This window comes from Methylobacterium currus, assembly GCF_003058325.1.
Classification (GTDB): domain Bacteria; phylum Pseudomonadota; class Alphaproteobacteria; order Rhizobiales; family Beijerinckiaceae; genus Methylobacterium; species Methylobacterium currus.
In genome coordinates, this window is record NZ_CP028844.1 from 243081 (window position 1) to 262184 (window position 19104).

20 protein-coding genes are annotated in these 19104 nt (G+C 70.3%); 8 read left to right on the forward strand and 12 right to left on the reverse strand.

Features of this window, described 5'->3' with window-relative positions; genetic code table 11:
• Positions 1-83 precede the first annotated feature (83 nt).
• From DA075_RS31195 to DA075_RS31215, 5 genes are all read right to left on the reverse strand, one after another.
• A complete protein-coding gene (locus DA075_RS31195; protein WP_099957035.1) occupies positions 84-980 on the reverse strand; it encodes a hypothetical protein in 897 nt (298 codons plus the stop codon).
• 128 nt (positions 981-1108) lie between these two features.
• Complete coding sequence (locus tag DA075_RS31200) at positions 1109-2287, reverse strand: hypothetical protein (protein ID WP_123834520.1); 1179 nt, start codon at positions 2285-2287, stop codon at positions 1109-1111.
• 785 nt (positions 2288-3072) lie between these two features.
• Positions 3073-3843 carry an SDR family NAD(P)-dependent oxidoreductase gene (locus DA075_RS31205; RefSeq protein WP_099957037.1) on the reverse strand — a complete coding sequence of 257 codons (771 nt, stop codon included), beginning with the start codon at positions 3841-3843 and terminating at the stop codon, positions 3073-3075.
• Between the two features lie 10 nt (positions 3844-3853).
• Positions 3854-5245 (reverse strand): four-carbon acid sugar kinase family protein, encoded by a 1392-nt coding sequence (locus tag DA075_RS31210; RefSeq protein WP_099957038.1) that lies wholly within the window; start codon positions 5243-5245, stop codon positions 3854-3856.
• Complete coding sequence (locus DA075_RS31215; RefSeq protein WP_099957039.1) at positions 5242-6516, reverse strand: ribulose-bisphosphate carboxylase large subunit family protein; 1275 nt, start codon at positions 6514-6516, stop codon at positions 5242-5244. Before DA075_RS31215 ends, DA075_RS31210 begins: the two co-directional genes overlap by 4 nt.
• A gap of 142 nt (positions 6517-6658) precedes the next feature.
• Between DA075_RS31215 and DA075_RS31220 the strand changes: the two genes are divergently transcribed.
• The 3 genes from DA075_RS31220 to DA075_RS31230 all read left to right on the forward strand — a co-directional run bounded on the left by DA075_RS31220 (position 6659) and on the right by DA075_RS31230 (position 9189).
• Positions 6659-7540: a LysR substrate-binding domain-containing protein gene (locus tag DA075_RS31220; protein WP_099957040.1), complete on the forward strand. Its 882-nt coding sequence runs from the start codon at positions 6659-6661 to the stop codon at positions 7538-7540.
• 26 nt (positions 7541-7566) lie between these two features.
• Positions 7567-8469 carry a glycine/sarcosine/betaine reductase selenoprotein B family protein gene (locus DA075_RS31225; protein ID WP_099957041.1) on the forward strand — a complete coding sequence of 301 codons (903 nt, stop codon included), beginning with the start codon at positions 7567-7569 and terminating at the stop codon, positions 8467-8469.
• Positions 8470-8571: 102 nt separating this feature from the next.
• Entirely contained in the window at positions 8572-9189 is a 618-nt protein-coding gene (locus DA075_RS31230) for a hypothetical protein (RefSeq protein ID WP_099957042.1), read from the forward strand.
• A gap of 241 nt (positions 9190-9430) precedes the next feature.
• Here DA075_RS31230 and DA075_RS31235 read toward each other — a convergent pair whose 3' ends face one another.
• Positions 9431-9730, reverse strand: a complete 300-nt coding sequence (locus DA075_RS31235; RefSeq protein WP_099957043.1) for a hypothetical protein — start codon at positions 9728-9730, stop codon at positions 9431-9433.
• Between the two features lie 315 nt (positions 9731-10045).
• Here DA075_RS31235 and DA075_RS31240 point away from each other — a divergent pair, with 315 nt between their 5' ends.
• Together DA075_RS31240 and DA075_RS31245 are read left to right on the forward strand one after the other, a co-directional pair.
• Positions 10046-10627, forward strand: a complete 582-nt coding sequence (locus tag DA075_RS31240) for a YqaA family protein (RefSeq protein WP_099957044.1) — start codon at positions 10046-10048, stop codon at positions 10625-10627.
• A gap of 13 nt (positions 10628-10640) precedes the next feature.
• A complete protein-coding gene (locus tag DA075_RS31245) occupies positions 10641-11153 on the forward strand; it encodes a disulfide bond formation protein B (protein ID WP_414468193.1) in 513 nt (170 codons plus the stop codon).
• Between the two features lie 4 nt (positions 11154-11157).
• Here the strand turns inward: DA075_RS31245 and DA075_RS31250 are convergent, their stop codons facing one another.
• Entirely contained in the window at positions 11158-11481 is a 324-nt protein-coding gene (locus DA075_RS31250) for a hypothetical protein (protein ID WP_099957045.1), read from the reverse strand.
• Positions 11482-11647: 166 nt separating this feature from the next.
• Here DA075_RS31250 and DA075_RS31255 point away from each other — a divergent pair, with 166 nt between their 5' ends.
• Together DA075_RS31255 and DA075_RS31260 are read left to right on the forward strand one after the other, a co-directional pair.
• Positions 11648-11965, forward strand: coding sequence for a hypothetical protein (locus tag DA075_RS31255; RefSeq protein ID WP_099957046.1), 318 nt, complete (start codon positions 11648-11650; stop codon positions 11963-11965).
• A gap of 111 nt (positions 11966-12076) precedes the next feature.
• A complete protein-coding gene (locus DA075_RS31260) occupies positions 12077-14290 on the forward strand; it encodes a cation:proton antiporter domain-containing protein (protein ID WP_244936695.1) in 2214 nt (737 codons plus the stop codon).
• Positions 14291-14310: 20 nt separating this feature from the next.
• Here DA075_RS31260 and DA075_RS31265 read toward each other — a convergent pair whose 3' ends face one another.
• From DA075_RS31265 to cpdR, 4 genes are all read right to left on the reverse strand, one after another.
• Positions 14311-14784, reverse strand: coding sequence for a DUF1178 family protein (locus DA075_RS31265; protein ID WP_099957047.1), 474 nt, complete (start codon positions 14782-14784; stop codon positions 14311-14313).
• Positions 14785-14904: 120 nt separating this feature from the next.
• Positions 14905-15744 carry a carbon-nitrogen hydrolase family protein gene (locus DA075_RS31270; RefSeq protein WP_099957048.1) on the reverse strand — a complete coding sequence of 280 codons (840 nt, stop codon included), beginning with the start codon at positions 15742-15744 and terminating at the stop codon, positions 14905-14907.
• Between the two features lie 83 nt (positions 15745-15827).
• Positions 15828-16085: a glutaredoxin 3 gene (gene grxC / locus DA075_RS31275; RefSeq protein ID WP_099957049.1), complete on the reverse strand. Its 258-nt coding sequence runs from the start codon at positions 16083-16085 to the stop codon at positions 15828-15830.
• An 86-nt stretch (positions 16086-16171) separates the two neighbouring features.
• Positions 16172-16528: a cell cycle two-component system response regulator CpdR gene (gene cpdR / locus DA075_RS31280; RefSeq protein WP_048427828.1), complete on the reverse strand. Its 357-nt coding sequence runs from the start codon at positions 16526-16528 to the stop codon at positions 16172-16174.
• Positions 16529-16750: 222 nt separating this feature from the next.
• Between cpdR and DA075_RS31285 the strand changes: the two genes are divergently transcribed.
• A complete protein-coding gene (locus tag DA075_RS31285; protein ID WP_099957050.1) occupies positions 16751-17641 on the forward strand; it encodes an N-formylglutamate amidohydrolase in 891 nt (296 codons plus the stop codon).
• A gap of 265 nt (positions 17642-17906) precedes the next feature.
• On the opposite strand, the gene DA075_RS31290 is transcribed toward DA075_RS31285, so the two are convergent.
• Positions 17907-18998 carry an IS5 family transposase gene (locus DA075_RS31290; protein WP_099951685.1) on the reverse strand — a complete coding sequence of 364 codons (1092 nt, stop codon included), beginning with the start codon at positions 18996-18998 and terminating at the stop codon, positions 17907-17909.
• Positions 18999-19104: the final 106 nt, after the last annotated feature.

Genomic DNA, 19104 nt, shown 5'->3' on the forward strand with positions numbered 1-19104 from the left:
AAGCGATCGGCCGGAGATCGCATGACGCGTCGTCTCGGCCAGCCGAGCCTGACGACGATGCCGGCCGAGACGGTGCTGGCCGTTCAGACGCCGAGATAGGTCGCGGCACTCTGGACGATCGTGGCCAGGACGACCGTCGTCTTTGACTTGCCCGTGATCGCCACGTCGAGGCGACCGGCGTCGTCGAAGCTCACCATGGTCTTCGCCGCGGTCGCCGGAAGATAGTAGGGCCACGCCCCGGCGGCCTTCACGCCAGCCTCGACGAGGGACTGGCTCACCGCGTCGAAGGGCGCGGTGGAGCCGGCGGAGACGGACAGACCGGAAGCTACGACGAGGCCTGTCGTCATCCATCGGAGCGTCCCGTTCGGGCCGAAGGCCGTGTCCCAGTTGACCGCGGAGGCCGGATTCCAGGGCGCCGCGCCGGGCGTGCGGTAGGCCAGGGACAAGGCCGAGGAGACGTACCAGTCGCCCGGCTGTGGCCTGACGACGGACAGGTGGTTGCAGGCGACGGTCGCCTTCACCGTGCCACTGGCGAAGGTTGCGCTGGGGTCGAGCGGCGGCAGGCCGCCGAACAGGCCGAAATACCCGGCTGGCGGCGTCGGGACGGCGTCGAAGTGGAAGGTCAAGCCGGACGCCGCGGCGAGCAGGCGGTTCAGCCCGGCGGAATCGATGCTCCACGTCGCCGGAGCCGATCCCCACTCCGCGAGCCGTGCCTGCGCCGCCGCAATGGGATCGAGCAAACTGCCGCTGGGAACCAGCGCTCCGATGACGGCGGAATAGGCGGTAAAGAAGTCCGACGCCGAAGGCGCGTAGATCGGGCCCGGCTTCGGGAGCGTGTTGAACCAGCCCCAGAGCGCGGCGTCGTCGCCGGCGGGAAGGGCCATGGCGGGCTGGGTAATCGCCGCGCCTTGGCCACGGAGCCCGAATGCCTGGATTTCCTGGTCCACGAAACGGCTCTGCAGGGTATCGAAGCTGGACATGGGAGGCCTCCGCAGGATCGTCGCCGAGAGGGGTCGGGTCGTCCGCCGGTCGCATGACGGGCGGACGGACGGCTTTCGAAGGGCGCCCCTCGCCCGCAGGCAAGGGACGCCTTCCGCGCGGATCCGCGTCAGGCGGCGAAGAAGAGTTTGGTCAACGTCTTCGCGGCCTGCGCCTCGGCGCCGAGATACTGGCTTGCGGAGAGCACCTTCGCGCCGATCACCACCGGAACGCCGGGCTTGCTCGTGGTCTTCACGACCATATGGCCCGAGTTATCGAAGCTGACATTCGAGGACGAGCCACCGGAGCCGCCGCTGGTGTAGAACGGCCACAGCCCGTTCTGCGAGTTGGAGGTGATCTGGTTCTGCTCGTCCGACGTGTAGACCGCCGACGAGGTGACGACGATCGACATGCCGCTCACGACCACCAGGCTGGACATGAAGCGCTGCATGTTGCCCTGGGGGCCGAAGGTGTTGGTCCAGTTGATCGGCTTGCTCTGATCCCAGGGCGCTCCGCTCTGGTTGTGGAACGCCAGCCCCAAGGCCGACGAGGTGTACCAGTCGCCGGGGGTCGGCGCGAAGCTCAGCACGTGCTCGAACGTCGCATCGAGATTGACGCCGCTCGACGCGAACTTCTCGCTGACCTCCGAGGTCGAGGAGCTGCCGCCCCACAGGCCGAAGAAACCGCTATTGGCGCTTTTCGTCCAGCTCTGCGAGACGTCGGTATTCCAGCTGCTCTCCGCGACCGAGAAGGACCGATTTGGCGCATTCTTCAGAAGCTGTTTCAGCTTGCTGTAGTCTTGCGAGAAGTCGACCGGCTTCTTGCCGACCGGCTTGTAGGCCGTGACGTTCATCTGGGCCGCGAAGACCGGGTCGAGCATGGCGGCGGCGAGCGCCGAGGCCCCCGAGACCGCAACCGGGCTACATGCCCCGTTGGTGAGGGCCCAGTTGCGGAAGTCGATGGCGCTCGTCCCCGCATCTCCGTTCTGCACGGCCTGCGTGTAGGCATTGTTGCATGCCGGGCCGATGGTGCTCTGGAAGCTGTTCGGCGCTGCCAGCAATGCGGACATCACGCCTTGATAGTTGGAAAGGAACTGATTTCCGCCCGATATCGCCGTGTTCTGGGTCAGGGAATAGGGGGGTATATTGTTGAGATATGCCCAAAGATCCTGATCTGCCGTTTCTCCAGCGACAAGTGGCGGCGATGGCTGGATGATCTGAAAAGGATCATTCGGAGAAAAGCCGAGTCCTTGCGAGAGCGCATTATAAAAACCAGCCTGAAGATCTTGGAAATTATGAGGTTGCGACATGGCTTTCCTCCGAGTTGCCGGACAGATGAGTGATTCGTCTGTCCCTGATTCGATACACCCTCAGGTAATTTTCATCAACCTTAGGTCATAAAAAACTCCGCGGCCGGGCTGCGTCCGGGTCGGCGGAGGGGAAAACAGTTTTCCATGACAATCATGACGATAGCGGGAAAGATTTCGATACTCGTACTCGGAGATATTATATTGATTAATTCGATATATCGAGTGCATTTATCAAATATCCGACAATATTAATGTCTATCGACAGTATCGATCTGACATTTCAATAATGCATATTAAATATCGTAATATATTGTAAAAATAAATAATCGCATACTTCGATATAAAATATCAAGAATTATTGAATTTGTTAAACAATCAAGAAATTGAGGATTGCTCCATCCATAATGCTTTTAAATCATGTGAATGTACTGAATTGCTTCTGCATCGCACGGCCGAAGGATCGCCGCGAGGGTCACGGCCCGGCCGCAAGGGCGCCCCACCGGACACCTCGCCGTCCGTGGATGCGGGTCACGCCACGTGTCGACCGCCGGCCGGAGGCCGCAGCAGCTGACCCGTCTCCAGCCGAACCGCTCTGCTCCTTCGATGAAGGGAGCGGCGTCCGTCCTTTCCGCTACGATCCCGTGCAGGATGGTGCTTCGCCCGGAAGAGCGGGCGCACCGGCTGACCGCATCCGGTCCGAAGCCACCCCCAGCAACGGCGGCTCATCCCTGAGCCGACGAGGTCGACAGGCCGGCCCGCACCGCGGCGCGACCGCTCGCCGCCACTCACCCCGCGTCGCGCTCGAACATCAGACCCGCCTCGCGAAACCCCCCATCGACGTTGAGGGTGTGGCCGTGGATGTAGCGGGCCTCGTCGGAGCACAGGAAGACCGCGGCGTCGGCGATCTCCTCCGGCGTGCCGTAGCGGGTCATCGGGATGCGGGCGGCATAGGCGGCCCGCGTCGCCCGGTCGTGCATCGCCTTGGCGATCTCGGTCTCGATCGCACCCGGCGCGATGTTGTTGACGTTGATGTTGTACTGGGCGAGCTCCACCGCCATCACCTTGGTGAGCAGTTCGAGCCCCGCCTTGGCCGAGCCGTAGGCCGCCCGGCCGTTGCCGCCGCGCTGGCCCGACAGCGAGGCGATGTTGATGACCTTGCCGCCGCCGCTGCGCACCATCTCGCGGGCGCAGGCCTGCGCCACCATGAAGGCGCCGGTGAGATTGACCCCGATGATGCGGTTCCAGTCGGCGAGGCTCGTCTCCAGGAACGGTGTGTTGGCGCCGATTCCCGCATTGTTGACCAGGATGTCGACGCGGCCATGGGCGGCGAGGATCGCCGCCATCATCACGGCGACGGAATCCGGGTCCGCGACGTCGACGGTCACGGGCATCGCCTCCGCCCCCAGGCGGGCGGCGGCCTCCGCCGCGCCCGCCCCGTTCAGGTCGGCGATCGCGACCGTCGCGCCCTCGCGCACGAAGGCGGTCGCGACGGCGAGTCCGATGCCCCGCGCCGCCCCGGTCACGAGGGCGACCTTGCCTGCGAGCCGCTGCGTCATCGTCGTCTCCTCACGCGGGGGTGCGGCCGCCCTGCTTGACGGCCAGGAAGAAGTCGGGCCGGCCGACCTGGCCGCCCTTGAGCGCCAGTTCGAGACCGTCGAGCGGCGTGTCGGCGCCATGGGCGCGACAGAGTGGCGAGCCGGGATCGAGGGGAGCGAGCGCCGTGAGCGCGTCGATCCCGAGCTGGAGCGCGGCATGGCCGGACGTGTCGCCACCGGCGATCACCGCCCGGGCCAGGCCTGCACCGAGCACGACCTCCCGCAAGATGCGCCCGAGCCCGGCCCCGAGCCGCTCGCTCGCCAGGACCGGATCGAGGCCCGCATTCGTCACGGCCTCCCGCAAGGCGGCGACCGCCGGGTCGTCCGGGCCGGCGGCGCTGTAGACCAGGGGATCGCGTCCCTCGCCGAGGGCCTCGCGCGCCGCCTCGACTGCCCGCCCGATCTCCTGCGCAAAGGCCCGGTCGTCGACGACGCGCCTCGCATCGAGCCGGATGCCGGCGAAGCCTCGGTCGAGCGCGTGGGCGATCTGGCCGGCCGTCGCCGGGGAGACCGATCCGGAGACGACCGCGATCCGCTCCACGGGTGCGCACCGGGCCGCCGGCGGCTCGGCCGGCAGCAGGCCCGCCCGGCGCCAATGGGCGACGAGGGCGGCCTCGACCCCCTGCGAGCCGACGGCGAAGACGGGCTGTCCGCCGCGCTCCCAGATCAGCCGGCCGGCCTCGGCCAGGGTCTCGGCATCGAGCACGTCGAGGGAGACGATTCTCCCGCCCTCGGCCACGGCCCGATCGAGCGCCGCGTCGCCCTCGCCCCGCTTCATCGCCACGAAGTCGACGAGCCCGACCGGCAAGGCGGTCTGACGGGCGAGGTGGCGGCCGAGATCGGCCTCGTCCATCGGCGTGACCGGGTGGCGGGCCATGGTCGGGTGGCGGTCGAGGCGGTAGCCCCGGCCGCCGGCCGCCGCGAACAGGTGGCCGAAGCTCTGGTAGCGCCCCATCCCCGGATCGGCGACGACCATCGGGGTCCAGGCGCCGGAGAAGATGGATCGGCCGATCTCGACGGCGCGGCCGATCGAGCCGACATGCGGCGCCGAATCGAAGGTCGAGCAGACCTTGTAATGCGCGATCCGAGCGCCGAGGGAGGCGAGGAGCCGGAAGGCGGGGGGCAATTCCCGGTCCATCCAGGCCGGCGGCTGCGAGCGCGCCACCCCGGCGATGCCGATCGCGCGGGCGCCCGCGAAGGCCTTCAGGCGCGCTTCGCTCGGGGCAGAGAGGAACAGCACGGTCTCGAGCCCGGCGAAGGCCAGCACCTCCATCGCCGCCGAGGAGCCGGTGAAGTCGTCGCCGTAGAAGGCGACGAGGGGACCGTCGGGGAGCGGGCGAGAACCCTGGCACCCGGCGGTCACGCCGCTCCCTCCAGCGCCTGGGCCAGAGCCGGATGGGTGCGGGCATGGTCGGGGAGCGGGATGCCCGCGACCGCCGCCTCCCAGGCCTGGCGCAGGGCCGCCACCCCCTCGCCGGGCCCGCCCGGATGGGCGACGATGCCGCCGCCCGCCGTCACGATGAGATCGGTCGAGCCGAGGGCCGCGAAGGTGCCGGGCGCCTGCCGTACCGTCTGTCCCGATGAGAAGACCGGCATGGCGAGGCAGGGCTTGTCGGGAAAGAGCGGGGTCAGGCAGGTGCGGGCCGAGGCGACGACGCTGTCGTCGTCCTCCGAGAACTTGTTGTCGAGGCCGTTGACATGCATGTGGTCGGCGCCGGCGAGCCGCCAGATCTTCTGCCAGGCGACGTAGGACCAGCCGAGCAGCGGGTGGCGGGCGAGATAGCCCCAGCCGTTGCGATGGGCGTGGATCGGCAATTCGCTCATCCGCGCCAGCTCGATCATCCCGACGAGGCCGACCGAGTTGAGGCTCGCCATCACGCAGGTGCCGCCGAGGTCGCGCACGAGGTCGTGGCGCCGTCGCATCTGGTCGATCTCGCCGGTGAGGTTGAAGGCGACCATCACCTTCCGGCCGGTGCGCTCGGCATGGTCGTTGACGACCCGCATCACCGCGCGCGCCCGGTCGTCGAACGGGCAATGCGGCCCGTCGGCCTGCAATTCGTCGTCCTTGATGAAGTCGATGCCGCCCTCGCAGAGGGTGCGCACCAGGGCGGCGGTCTCCTCGGGCCCGAAGCCGACGCTCGGCTTGATGATGGTGCCGATGATCGGGCGCCCCTCGATGCCGGCGAGGCGCCGCGTGCCCCCGATTCCGAATCGCGGGCCCGGATAGGCCTCGGCGAAGGCCTGCGGCAGCCGGATGTCGAGGAGGCGCAGGCCCGTGATCGGGCGCAATTCGAACAGGTTGCCGGCGACGGTGGCCAGGAGGTTCGGCAGCGAGGGACCGAGATTCTCGATCGGCCAGGACAGGGTGACGTGCGCGCGGCGCAAGCGGGCCGGATCGACCGCGGCGGTGGTCGGCAGCGACGGGCCGGCAACGGCCTCGTCCAGCACCTCCAGGCGCTCGACCCGGGCGGCGGAGCGGGCCTTGAGCTCCGGTGTCTCCCCCGGCACGGGCACGAAGGTGCCGCTCGATTGCTCGCCGGCCATCGTCTCCGCCACCCGGCCGGGATCGCTCGCGGTCTCGAGCAGGTAGTCGGCCTCGATCCGGATCGGGGGCGCGGCAGGACGCTGGCTCATACACTCGGCTCCGGGGAAGCGCGCCGCCGGCGCGGGCCGTGACCCTAACGACGTCTCGGACGCGCGAGAACTTGAGTTCGGCGCAGCGACCTGTGAGAAAAACTCGTACGTGCCCGGGAGCCCGCATGCCCAGGGGAAAGACATGCCGAAGCCGCGCCTGCCCCTCAACGCGTTGCGCGCCTTCGAGGCCGCGTCCCGCCTCGGCAGCATGAGCGCCGCGGCGATCGAGCTCGGCGTCACCCACGGAGCGGTGAGCCGGCAGGTCCGTGCCCTCGAGGCGCAGCTCGGGCTGCCCCTCCTCGATCGCGGCGCCCGGGCCGTCGCGCCGACGCCGGAGGGGGCGCGGCTCGCCGCCGAGCTGGCGGAGAGCTTCGAGCGGATGCAGGCCGCGGTGGCGCGGGTGCAGCCGGGCCCGCTGACCCTGTCCTCCTCGGCCACCGTGATGATGCGCTGGCTCATCCCGCGGCTGGAGCGCTTCAAGCGGGACCACCCATCGATCGAGCTCAGGCTGACCGTCAGCTACGGCGAGGTCGATTTCATCCGCGACGAGATCGGTCTCGCCATCCGCAACAGCATGGTCCGCGCGCCTCCGAGCGCGCTCGCCGAGACCTTGACCCGCGAGGAGATCGGGCCGGTCTGCCACCCCGACTACGCCCTGCGGGTGACGGCCGGCGGGCCGGACGACCTCGTCGCGCGGGCCCGCATCCTCGGTACCGCGACGCGGCCGGACGCCTGGGCCGAATGGGCCCGGGCGATCGGGCGGCCCGACCTCGCGATCGCGCCCGACGAGGCGTTCGGGCATTTCTACCTGGTGATCCAGGCGGCGGCCTGCGGCCTCGGCTTCGCCCTGGCACCGCGCCTCCTCGTCGAGGACGAGATCGCCGCCGGCCACCTCGTCGCGCCGCTGGGCTTCGTGCCCGGCCCGCACGCGATGCAGCTCTGGACCGCCGAGCACCTGCGCCACCGGCCCGACCTGCGCGTCGTGGCCGACTGGCTGCGGCGGGAGATGGCTGGGACGCGTTGATCCGCAAGCGGGACAGGAGCCTTACGATGGACGCAGCCGCCGACCTGGACGAGCCGATCCCCTATCGGGCGCGCACGCGGGCCTATTACGGCGCCCTCGGCTACCCGCCCTATCGCTGGGCGCGTTTCGACGACGTCCCCTTCGCCCCTCTCCGAAAACCCCTGCCGGAGGCCTGCCTCGCCCTCGTCACGACGGCCGCCCCCTACCAGCCGGACAAGGGCGACCAGGCCCCCGGTGCGCCCTATAACGGCGCGGCCAAGTTCTTCACCGTCTATTCCGGCCCGACCGACAGCGACCCGGACCTGCGCATCGCCCACATCGCCTATGACCGCGACCACACGCGGGCGGACGATCCCGACACCTACTTTCCGCTCGCGGCCCTGCGGGCGGCGGAGGCCGCAGGGCGGATCGGCCGTGTTGCCTCCCGCTTCCACGGCCTGCCGACGAACCGCAGCCAGCGCGTCACGATCGAGACCGACGCGCCGGAGATCGTCCGCCGCGTCCGCGCCGACGGGGCCGATGCGGCGATCCTCGTGGCGAACTGCCCGGTCTGTCACCAATCGCTCGCGCTCGCCGCCCGGGCGCTGGAGGAAGCCGGCCTCGCCACCGTGCTGATGGGCTGCGCCAAGGACGTCGTCGAGCATTGCGGGGTGCCGCGCTTCCTGTTCAGCGATTTTCCTCTCGGCAACGCCGCCGGCCGGCCGCACGACCGGGCCTCGCAGGCGGCGACGCTGGACCTGGCCCTCGCCCTCCTCGAATCGGCAATAGCACCGCGCACGACCGTGCAATCGCCGCAAGCCTGGAGCGCCGACCCGTCCTGGAAGGCGGATTACGCGAGCCTGCACCGCCTCTCGGCCGAGGAGATCGCGCGCCGGCGCGAGGCGTTCGAGTCCGAGAAGCGCAAGGCGCGGCCTGAGCGACGGGCGTGACGGCGGTTCCACACCGGGCCCGTCCTGCGCCGCGTCGGCCACGCTCCCGCCAGGAACGGCTGCTACGGGATCAGCCTCCCGTCCACAGCCAGCCGATCGTCGATGCTCGCCCGTACAGCCGTGCTCCTCCTCCTCGCCGGTCCCGCCCTCGCGCAGGACTACAACCGCAACGACCTGGTGCGCGGCCTCTGCCACAAGGATGGCTGCGACGAGTTCCAGGTCCTGCGGGTCGAGCCGATGCTGACCGGCACCACCGGCAGCCTCAAGCGCACGCAGGTGAAGACCTTCCACGCGAGCCATGCCGGCCGCAGCGAGCGCGAGGCGGAAGCAGGCTACGTCTATTGCTCGCCGACGAAGCCCGCCGTGATGGCGCAGGGCAAGACCCGCACGGCAGCCTTCATGCTGGCCCCCTTCGCCACCGAGGACAGCAGCGAGACGATCCGCAAGAACGCCAACTTCGTCGCGATGTACTTCGCCATCTGCCACGGCCCGGACGTCGCCCGGCAGGCGGTGCGCGACCTGCGCGGCACGGCCTCCTCCCTCGGCTACCGCGTCGCCGCGACGGCCTCCCGGATGGTCGAGCTGACGGCGCCGGTGGACATCGTCGACCGGGCGCCCGCGCCGCCGGTGGCCCAGGCGCCCCGCCCCGCGCCGACCGCCCCGCCGCGGCGGGAGGCGGCGCCGGCCCTGCTGCCCCCGGGAGAGATCCCGGAGGATTGAGCCGGCTCTCGTCCCGAGAGGGACGGGCCGAGCGGAGAACCTTCCGGGGCGCGACAGGCACGGGATGTCGCCTCGCCGCGGAAGAAGCTGGGCTCGCCCGCCGGCGTTCCCGGGCATCCTCGCCCGCAGACGAGAGAAGCCCCGCCGTGGCGGGGGCCGGGCGGGGCGGGAAGTCGAGGTCCAGATGTCGCAACCTTAGCGTCGGCCCGGTCGCCGGCGCATCCTCCATTTGCAGGAGAGATCAGGCGTGCGGGCGGGCCCGGCGCCGCGGCATCGCCCGCGCCGTCGCGGCCGGCGCGCAACGCTGCCAGCCCCAATGGTCGTAGTCGGTCGTGGCGCGCGACTCGCACCAGCCCTGGCGGCGCAGCGACGCGGCGTAGCGGTCGCGGTCCTCGCAGGCCTGGTTGGCGAGCGGCGAGGCCGGCAGGGCGCAGGCCGCATCGGCCCGCTGCCACCGGGCCACCGCGTCCTCCGCGGCGAGGACGGGGCCGGCACAAGCGGCCAGCAGGGTGAGGACGAGGAGCGAACGCAGGAGCGACATCACGCGGGCCTTCGGTAGAGTGAAGGGTGATCGATGACCGATGATCGTGGCGGGGATCGGACGGATTCGCGCAGTCCCGTCAAGCAGAATCCCGTCCCCGCCATCGGGCTTAATCCTTTTGGATGAGTTTTTCCGCGGGTCTGGACTGTCCCTCTGCGGCTTGGGCGAGGCGGACCGGCCCGGCCCTCCTCGGCCCGCTTCCTGCCGTCGCCGGCCCGGCCGTCCTGCCCGGGCTGTGCCGCCGGCGCCCTCGCCAGCGCCGCAATCCTGTGCTCAAAGGGCCCGGACCTCACCCAGACGGGCACTCCCAGACCCATGCTGCGCCGCCTCTACGAGTGGATCCTCGCCCTCGCCGCGCGCCCTTCGGCTCCCTACGCGCTCGGCGCGGTCTCCTTCGCCGAGAGCTCGTTCTTCCCGATCCCGCCGGACGTGATGCTGGTGCCGATGGCGGTGACCCGGCCGGAGAAGGCCTGGACCTACGCGCTGATCGCGACGTTGACCTCGGTCGTCGGCGGGATTGCCGGCTACGCCATCGGCGCGCTGCTCTACGATTCGCTCGGCGCCTGGCTCTTCCATCTCTACGGGCTCGACAAGGGGGCCGACGCCTTCCGGGAGGCCTATGCGCATTACGGCCACTGGGTGATCCTGCTCAAAGGCCTCACCCCGATCCCCTACAAGCTCGTCACCATCACGTCGGGCTTCGCCGGCTACGACCTGTTCTGGTTCATCGTGCTGTCGCTGATCACCCGGGGTGCGCGGTTCTTCATCCTGGCGGGGCTCGTCGGCCGCTACGGCGTCGGTATCCGGACCGTCCTCGACCGGCACCTGAACGCGGTGGCGGCCGTGTTCGTGGCGGTCGGCGTGCTCGGCTTCGTCGGCTTCCGCTACCTGTTCTGAAGGCATCACGCCCATGGCCCAGGCCTCGATGGCTCACGCCCTCACCGCTCCCCGGCCGGCGGCCCTGCTGGTGCTCGTCGGCGCCGCCGCCACGGTGGGCGGCGCGCTGATCTTCCAGCACGTCCTCGGCTACGTGCCGTGCAAGCTCTGCCTGACCGAACGCCAGCCCTACTACCTCGCCGTGCCGCTCCTTGCCGCCGCCCTGCTGCTGCCGCGCCGTCCCGCGTCCTGGCTGCTGGCGCTGGTGGCGGTGATCTTCCTGGTCGGGGCCGGGCTCGGCGCCTACCATGCCGGGGCCGAGTGGGGCTTCTGGCCGGGACCGAGCGATTGCGGCGGCGGGGCCGGCCCGGCACCGGCCGGCGTCAACGACTTCCTCAAGGCCCTCGAGAGCACCCGCCCGGTGGATTGCACCGCGGCGGCCTGGCGCTTCCTCGGGATCTCGCTCGCCGGCTACAACGCCCTGATCGCCGTCGTCCTGGCGGCTTTCGCCGGCATCGCGGCCCTGCGGGGCCTGCGCCGCGGCTGACCCGTCAGCGCTTCGGTTTCATTACCGTCGGCTCGGCGAGGAGCGCGGCCAGCCGCTCGGAATCGAGGGCAGGCTCCGCCTTCTTCACCTCCTTCTTCGGCGCCGCCTTGGGCTCGACCTTCGCCAGCCGGGCCATCCTGGCGGCGGGCGGCATCGGCACGATCGAGCCGGTGGTGACCGGCTCGTCCAGGGGCGCGGCCTTGACCGCAGCGACCACTTGCGGCGGTTGCGGCGGCTCGCGGTCGAGCTGCGCCGAGCAGACGGCGCACACCGTGGCGAAGCCGAGGCCGGCGATCATCGCGAGGGTGAGATTGGTACGCAGGGACACGGTCGGATACTCAGGAACGGTTGACCATCGGCGAGCCTAGGCGCCGATCCCTTAATGATCTCCTCAGGTCTCCGCGACTCCGTTCAGGATTCGCATACCACACCGGCAGTGCCGGACGAACCTGGCAGAGCTTGACGATTTATTGCCGGGATCCAAAGGAGGACCGATGTTCTTTACCATGACGGCGGCGATCGGCGGTGCGATGGCCGCGGCAGCCTGGTCGATTCAAGACGGGCCGACGATCGTGGCGCTCGCCGCCGGAGCGGCCGGCCTGATCTGCGCGACGGCGGCGGCCTCCCTCGTCGTGCGGCTCGACCGGCGGGTCCGGGCGGCCGACCCCGGGGCCGGCGAAGAACCTGGGCCAGGACAGACGGCGGACGAGTGGCCACGCCTCCCGCGCCGTCGCGCCGCCGGATCCTGCCCGCCCGGCCGCGACCGCCTGTCCGTCCGGCCGGACGCCGCCCGGTTCGCCTCCGTTCCGTGATCCGCCCGGAACCCGGTCCGCAGCGCCCGGTTGTCGGTCGCACGAAGCGAGAGGACCCGGCATCCGCGTCATGGCGCCTTCCCCCCAGGACCGATCCGACGGGTCCGTCGCGTGAGGCCGGCGCTCCTCGCCGCGACGCTCGGCATCGCGCTCGCGGCGTCGGCGCTCCTCGCCGGCGCCGCTGAGGCCGCCGGGATCGGCTCGGGCGGCGGCCCGTCCGAGGTCGTGCTGGTCGTCCAGATCGTGCTGCTCCTCACCGTCGGACGCCTGCTCGGCGAGGCGATGCTGCGGGTCGGGCAGCCGGCGGTGATGGGCCAGCTGCTCGCCGGCATCCTGCTCGGCCCGTCCTTCCTCGGGGCGGTTTGGCCGGAGGCGCAGCACTGGCTGTTTCCGCCGGGCCGCGATCAGAAGGCGCTCCTCGACGGCATCGCCCAGCTCGGCATCCTGCTCCTCCTGCTCATGACCGGGATGGAGACCGACCTCGCCCTGGTGCGCAAGGTCCGGCGCGCGGCGCTCAGCGTCTCGGTCACCGGCGTCGCGGTGCCGTTCGGCTGCGGCTTCCTCCTGGGGCAATTCCTGCCCGAGGCGATGCTGCCGCATCCGGAGCTGCGCCTCGTCACGGCGCTCTTCCTCGGCACCGCGCTGGCTATTTCTTCGGTCAAGATCGTCGCCATGGTGGTGCGCGAGATGGATTTCCTGCGCCGCAACGTCGGCCAGGTCATCGTCGCCTCGGCGATCATCGACGACACGATCGGCTGGGTGATCATCGCGGTCATCTTCAGCCTGGCGCAGGCCGGCACCATCGATCCGTGGGAGGTCGGCCGCAGCCTCGCCGGCACCCTGGTCTTCCTCGGGGTCAGCCTCACGGTCGGGCGCCGCCTCGTCTTCCTGCTGATCCGCTGGGCGAACGACTCCCTGCAGAGCGAGGCCGCCGTCATCACGGCGATCCTGGTGCTGATGGGGGGTCTGGCGCTGATCACGCAAGCCATCGGCGTGCACACGGTGCTCGGCGCCTTCGTGGCCGGCCTCCTTGTCGGACAGTCGCCGATCCTGACGAAGCGTATCGACGAGCAGCTGCGCGGCGTCGTCACCGCCCTGTTCGCACCGATCTTCTTCGGGCTCGCGGGCCTGAGCGCCGACCTCACCATCCTGCGCGACCCGCGCCTGCTCCTCCTCACCCTCGGGCTCATCGCCATCGCGAGCCTCGGCAAGTTCGCCGGCGCCTTCGCGGGCGGGCTGATCGGGGGATTGCGGCGGCGGGAATCCCTGGCGCTCGCCTGCGGCATGAATGCCCGCGGCTCGACCGAGGTGATCGTCGCCTCGATCGGGCTCGGCATGGGGGCGCTGAGCCAGGACCTGTTCACCATGATCGTCGCGATGGCACTGATCACCACCCTGGCCATGCCGCCCACCTTGCGCTGGGCGCTCCACCGCCTGCCGCTGAAGGGCGAGGAGAAGGAGCGGCTGGAGCGCGAGGCGGCGGAGGAGCGCGGCTTCGTTGCCCATCTCGAACGCCTGCTCGTCGCCGCCGATGACGGTCCGAAGGGCCGCTTCGCCGCCCGGGTCGCCGGCCTCGTCGCGGGCTCGCGCGGCATGCCGGTGACGGTGGTGCGGCTCGGCGAACCGACGGAGGAAAACGCCCTGTCCGGCACGGTGGCGGAGGCGGCGAAAGGCGCGCGGCAAGGCGCACGCGACGAGGATACCGGGGTGGTGGAGGTGACCGAGCTCGCCCGGGCCGCACCCGCGGCCGAGGCCGTCGGCGAGGAGGCCGCCAAGGGCTACGACCTTCTGATCGTCGGCATCGACCCGACCGTGGCGCCGGAGGGCGGCCTCGCCGATGCGGTGGCCGGCGCGGCCGAGCGGTTCGACGGGCCGCTCGCCATCGCGGCGGCGCGAGGCGCCCATCGCGCCGATCCGGAGCGGGCCGCCCTCTCGGTCCTCGCGGTGATCGACGGCACCCAGGCCGCCCGGCGTGGCGCCGAGATCGCCGTCACCCTGGCCCGCGGCACGGGCGCGCCGCTGACGGTGCTGTTCCTGTCGGAGGCCGCCGGCACGCGGCGCCGCCTCACCGGCTTAGCCCAGGGGGATTCGGCGGCCCTGCGCGACGTGCTCGACCTCGCCGAGCAGGCCGGCCTGCGGGTGCGGATGCAGGTGCGGGCCACGCGGGCGCCGGAGCGGGAGATCCTGCGCCAGGCCCGGGCCGGCGATCACGACCTGATCGTGATGGGCGTCACGCGCCGGGCGGGCGACGGCGCGGCCTTCGGGCCCCTCGCCGAGACGGTGCTGGAGGCCTCGGACCGGTCGGTGCTTTTTCTGGCGAGTTGAGGAACTGGGCGAGTTGGCGCTCAGTTGCGGTCGTCCGGCAGCGACGGCAGCGGCTGCACGGCGATCCCCTCCTCCAGGAGCGAGCGTGCCTCGGTCAGGCTTGCCTCGCCGTAGATCGCCCGCTGCTCGGTCTCGCCGTAATGCATCCGCCGGGCTTCCGTCGCGAAGTTCTCGCCGACATGGTCGGCGGTGCGGGCGACGTGCTCGTGCAGGGCGCGGATCATCGCGCGCAGCTGTCGCTCGGGCTCGGAGACCAGGCTGACCGGCGCCTCGGCGGGCGCCGGCGCGGCGGGGGCGGTCGGCGCCTCGACGGGAGCCGGCAGGTTCGGCGTGCGGCCGAGCGACGGCGCCATGATCTGCTTGGCCACCTTCGGGCTGTTGCAGAACGGGCAGGTCACGAATCCGGCCCGCGCCTGCTCGTCGTAGGAGTCGCTCGACGGGAACCAGCTCTCGAAGCTGTGGCCGGAATCGCAGGACAGGGCGTAGCGGATCATGACGGAGGATATCGGTGGGCGGGCGCGCGTTTGCGAGGGGCCGCGACCCTTGACGCGGTCCTTGTGGCGGAAATCCGGCCCCGAGGAAACATCGGGGCGAAGAGAACGTCGACGGGTCCGTCAGGCGCGCGCGGCCTCGACGACCACCGGCCGGGCGTGGCGCAGGGCCGGGATGCGGGCGCGGGCGTCGGCGACGAGGGCCATGTCGATCTCGGCCAGGATCACCCCCGGCGCGTTGCCGTCGGCCTCGGCCAGGATGCGGCCCCAGGGATCGACGATGAGCGAGTGGCCGTAGGTCTCGCGCCCGTCCTCGTGCCGGCCCCCCTGCGCGGCCGAGATCATGAACGAGCCGGTCTCGATCGCCCGGGCGCGCTGCAGCACGTGCCAATGCGCCTCGCCGGTCTGGCGGGTGAAGGCGGCCGGCGCCGACAGGATCTCGGCCCCGGCCTCGGCGAGGGCCCGGTAGAGGGCGGGGAAGCGCACGTCGTAGCAGATGGCGACGCCGAGCCGGCCCCAGGGCAGGTCGGTCACGACGGCCCGGGCGCCGCCCGTATAGGTGGCCGATTCGCGGTAGCTCTCGCCGTTCGGCAGGTCGACGTCGTAGAGGTGGAGCTTGTCGTAGGCCGCGACGATCGCGCCCTCGCGGTCGATCACGAAGGCGCGGTTGGCGACCTTGTCGCCGTTCTTCACGGCGAGCGAGCCGACATGGACCACGATTCCGCGCTCGCGGGCGACGTCGCGGAGCGCACCGAGGGTCGGGTCGTCCTCCGGCGCGCGGATCTTCTGGAACAGGCTCAGCCTGTCGCGCTCGAGGAGCGAGGTCATCTCGGGCGTCTGGACGTAATGCGCGCCCTGGTCCGCCGCCTCGCGGATGCCCGCCACCGCGGCGTCGCGGTTCTGCGCGGGGTCGCGTCCGGAGCGCATCTGCACGCAGGCGGCGACGAAGCGGGGAGCGGTCATGGGAGCAACTCCGGAAATGCCCGAGAAGCTTACGCCGGAACGCCGCCGCCCCGCCAGATGCGTGACGTCGGACGCGTGTCGCGTCAGCCGGCGAGCAGCGGGTCGAGGCGGCCGGAGCGGTCGAGGGCGTAGAGGTCGTCGCAGCCGCCGACATGGGTCGTGCCGACGAAGATCTGCGGCACGCTGGTGCGGCCGCCGGCCTTGTCGATCATCTCGCGCCGGGCGCCCGCCTTGGCCTCGACGTCGATCTCGGTGAAGGCCGCGCCCTTCTCCTGCAGCAGCGACTTCGCCGCCGCGCAATAGGGGCACCAGCTGGTGGTGTAGATCGTGACCGGCTGCATCCGTCGGCTCGTGCGCTGCTGGGGGGTGACCCGATATAGGCGCGCGGGAGCGAACGCGCCATCGGCGTCGCGACCCGAGGCGGTCCTCAGGCCGCCATCAGCTTCTCGACTTCCGTGACGAGCTCGCGCAGGTGGAACGGCTTCGACAGGACCTTGGCGTCCTTCGGAGCCTTCGAATCCGGGTTGAGCGCCACCGCGGCGAAGCCGGTGATGAACATCACCTTGATGTCGGGGTCGAGCTCGGTGGCGCGCCGCGCCAGCTCGATGCCGTCCATCTCGGGCATCACGATGTCGGTGAGCAGGAGCTCGAAGGGCTCCTCGCGCAGGCGGTTATAGGCCGACAAGCCGTTGTCGAACGAGGCCACGTCGTAGCCCGCGTTCTGGAGCGCCTTGGCGAGGAAGCGACGCATGTCGTTGTCGTCTTCCGCGAGGAGGATCTTCATGAACGAAAGTCCCGGATACCGATTCGGTTCGTTCATTCCATAAAGCGGCCGCGTGGTAAACAGAGTGTTGACGCGGGGCCCGCCGGCGCGGTTTCCCCCAGCGGATTCTTAACGGGGCGCTAAGACCCTCGCGGCAGTGGACAGGCTGGATCAGGGGCGCCAGATTAGCCGGATGAAGGTGCGATCGCGTCCCTCCCTCACTCCCCTCTCCCGGACGACCGGATGAGCCGGGTCCCCCCCGCCAGCCTGTTTGCGCCGCCCTTCCGGGTGGACGAGCCGGAGCGGCAGACCCTGCCGTTCGTCTACAACACCGGCCATTCGGGGGCGGTCTACCCGACCTCCTTCGTGGCCGCCTCGCGGCTCGACGCGGTGGCGTTGCGCCGCTCGGAGGATGCCTTCGTCGATCGGCTCTACGCCCCGGTCGTCGGCCTCGGCGCCCCCCTGTTGCAGGCCGCCTTCCCGCGAGCCTATCTCGACGTCAACCGCGAACCCTACGAGCTCGACCCGCGGATGTTCGAGGGGCGGCTGCCGCCCTTCGTCAACGTGCGCTCGATGCGGGTGGCGGGCGGCCTCGGCACGGTGCCGCGCGTGGTGGCGGACGGCCAGGAGATCTATCGCGGCCGCCTGCCGGTCGAGGAGGCGCTGGCGCGGATCGAGGACCTGTACAAGCCGTATCACCGCACCCTCAAGGAGCTGGTGGCGCGCACCGCCCGCACCTTCGGCCACGCGGTCCTGATCGACTGCCACTCGATGCCCTCGACCAGCCTCGCGCGCGACGAGGGGCCGGCGGTCGACGTGGTGCTCGGCGACCGCTTCGGCACCTCCTGCGCGCCGGACCTGATCGACTGCGCCGAAGCGGCCTTCCGCGGCCACGGCCTCCGGGTGGTGCGCAACAAGCCCTATGCGGGCGGCTTCATCACCGAGCATTACGGCGAGCCGGCGCTCGGCCGCCACGCCCTGCAGATCGAGGTCAACCGCGCGCTCTACATGGACGAGCGCAAGCTCCTGCCCCGTCCCGGCTTCGACGCCCTGTCGCGGATCCTGACGGCGGTGGCGGAGACGCTCGGCCACGCCTCCCTCGATCTCGGCCCCCGGCGGATCGCCGCCGAGTAGGGCCGGACGGCACCTCGCGCTCCCGGACCGTCGCCCCGCGGACGGGGACTGGTCGGACACGGCCCGGCGGCGCGCAGACCCCTCTAGCAGGCTGCTGAAAAAGGGGCTTGTCGCTTTGATGCCTGGCTTGGCGCCGTTTGGTTTGCTGGTTTTCGCCTTGCACCGGCGTTGCGGTGGCTCGTCGTGCCGGGCTCAACCGCTGCGCTGGGGCAGGGTTCGGCTGCGTTGAGCAAGAGGCGGCACCGTTCTGTCGTCAGGCGGTCGCTTACGCTCCGAGGAGTTTTGGCAGCCGCACGAGGTTGAAGGCTGCGGCTGTGAAGGTGAAGGCCATGTCGATCCGCTCCCGCCCGCGGACCCGGATGCGGCCGATCAGGCCGATCTCCTTGCTCCAGCCGAAGCTTTCCTCGATCCGCTTGCGGATCGTCTGGCTGATCGCATAGCCGGGCTGGCGTGTGGTGCGTCCGTCGATGGCGGAGCGGCGTCCCGCCGTGTTGCAGGCCACGTGCGGCGTCACCGCCATGGCGCGCAGTTCGTTCACGAAGTCCGCGGCGTCGTAACCTTTGTCGGCGCCCAGGGTGACGCGGGTGGGACGGTTGGCCCGTTTCTCGATCATCGCCAGGGCCGCGACGCGCTCGGCCTGCCCCGTCGCCTGGGTCACGCAGCCATCGACGATCAGCCCATTGCGGTTCTCCATGAGCGCATGACCCATGAAGCAGAGCTTGGCTTCCTTGCCCTGACCCTTGCGGTAGAGCCGCGCCTGGGGGTCAGTGCTGCTCTGATGAGTGTCGTTGGACAGGCTCTTGCCGCGAAAGTCGACGTCGGGATTGCGCCCGCCTGCCGGGGGATCAGGCGGGTCGGAGGGCGCAATGTCCTTGGGCTTGAGGCTCTTCATCGAGGCCCAAGCCTGGATCAAGGTGCCATCGACGGTGAAATGATCCTGCGACAGCAGCCGCTTGACGCGCGGGATCGCCAGCACGGCGCTCAGGAAGGCGGCGGCCACGCTGCCGCCCAGCAGCCGATCGCGGTTCTTGGAGAAGGTGGAGGCATCCCAGACGGGATCGTCGATGCCGAGGCCGACGAACCAGCGGAACAGCAGGTCGAAGTCGAGGCGCTCCATCAACTGTCGCTCGGAGCGCACGGAGTAGAATGCCTGGAGCAGCATGGCGCGCAGGAGTTGCTCGGGTGGGATCGAGGGGCGGCCAATCTGCGAGTAGATCTCCGAGAACTGCCCGTCGAGCGTCGTGAGCGCCTCGTCGACCAAAGTTCGGATCGTTCTCAGGGGATGGTCAGGCCGAATGCGGCGCTCGAGATCCACGTAGGAGAACAGCGAGCTGCTTCGGAGATCCTGACCACGCACTGAAAACTCTCCCGATGATCCCAGAAGAGTGAATCACGCTTCTGCCGACAGGCGAAGCCCTTTTTCAGCAGCCTGCTAGTACCCTCGCGCCGTGGCATCGATTCGT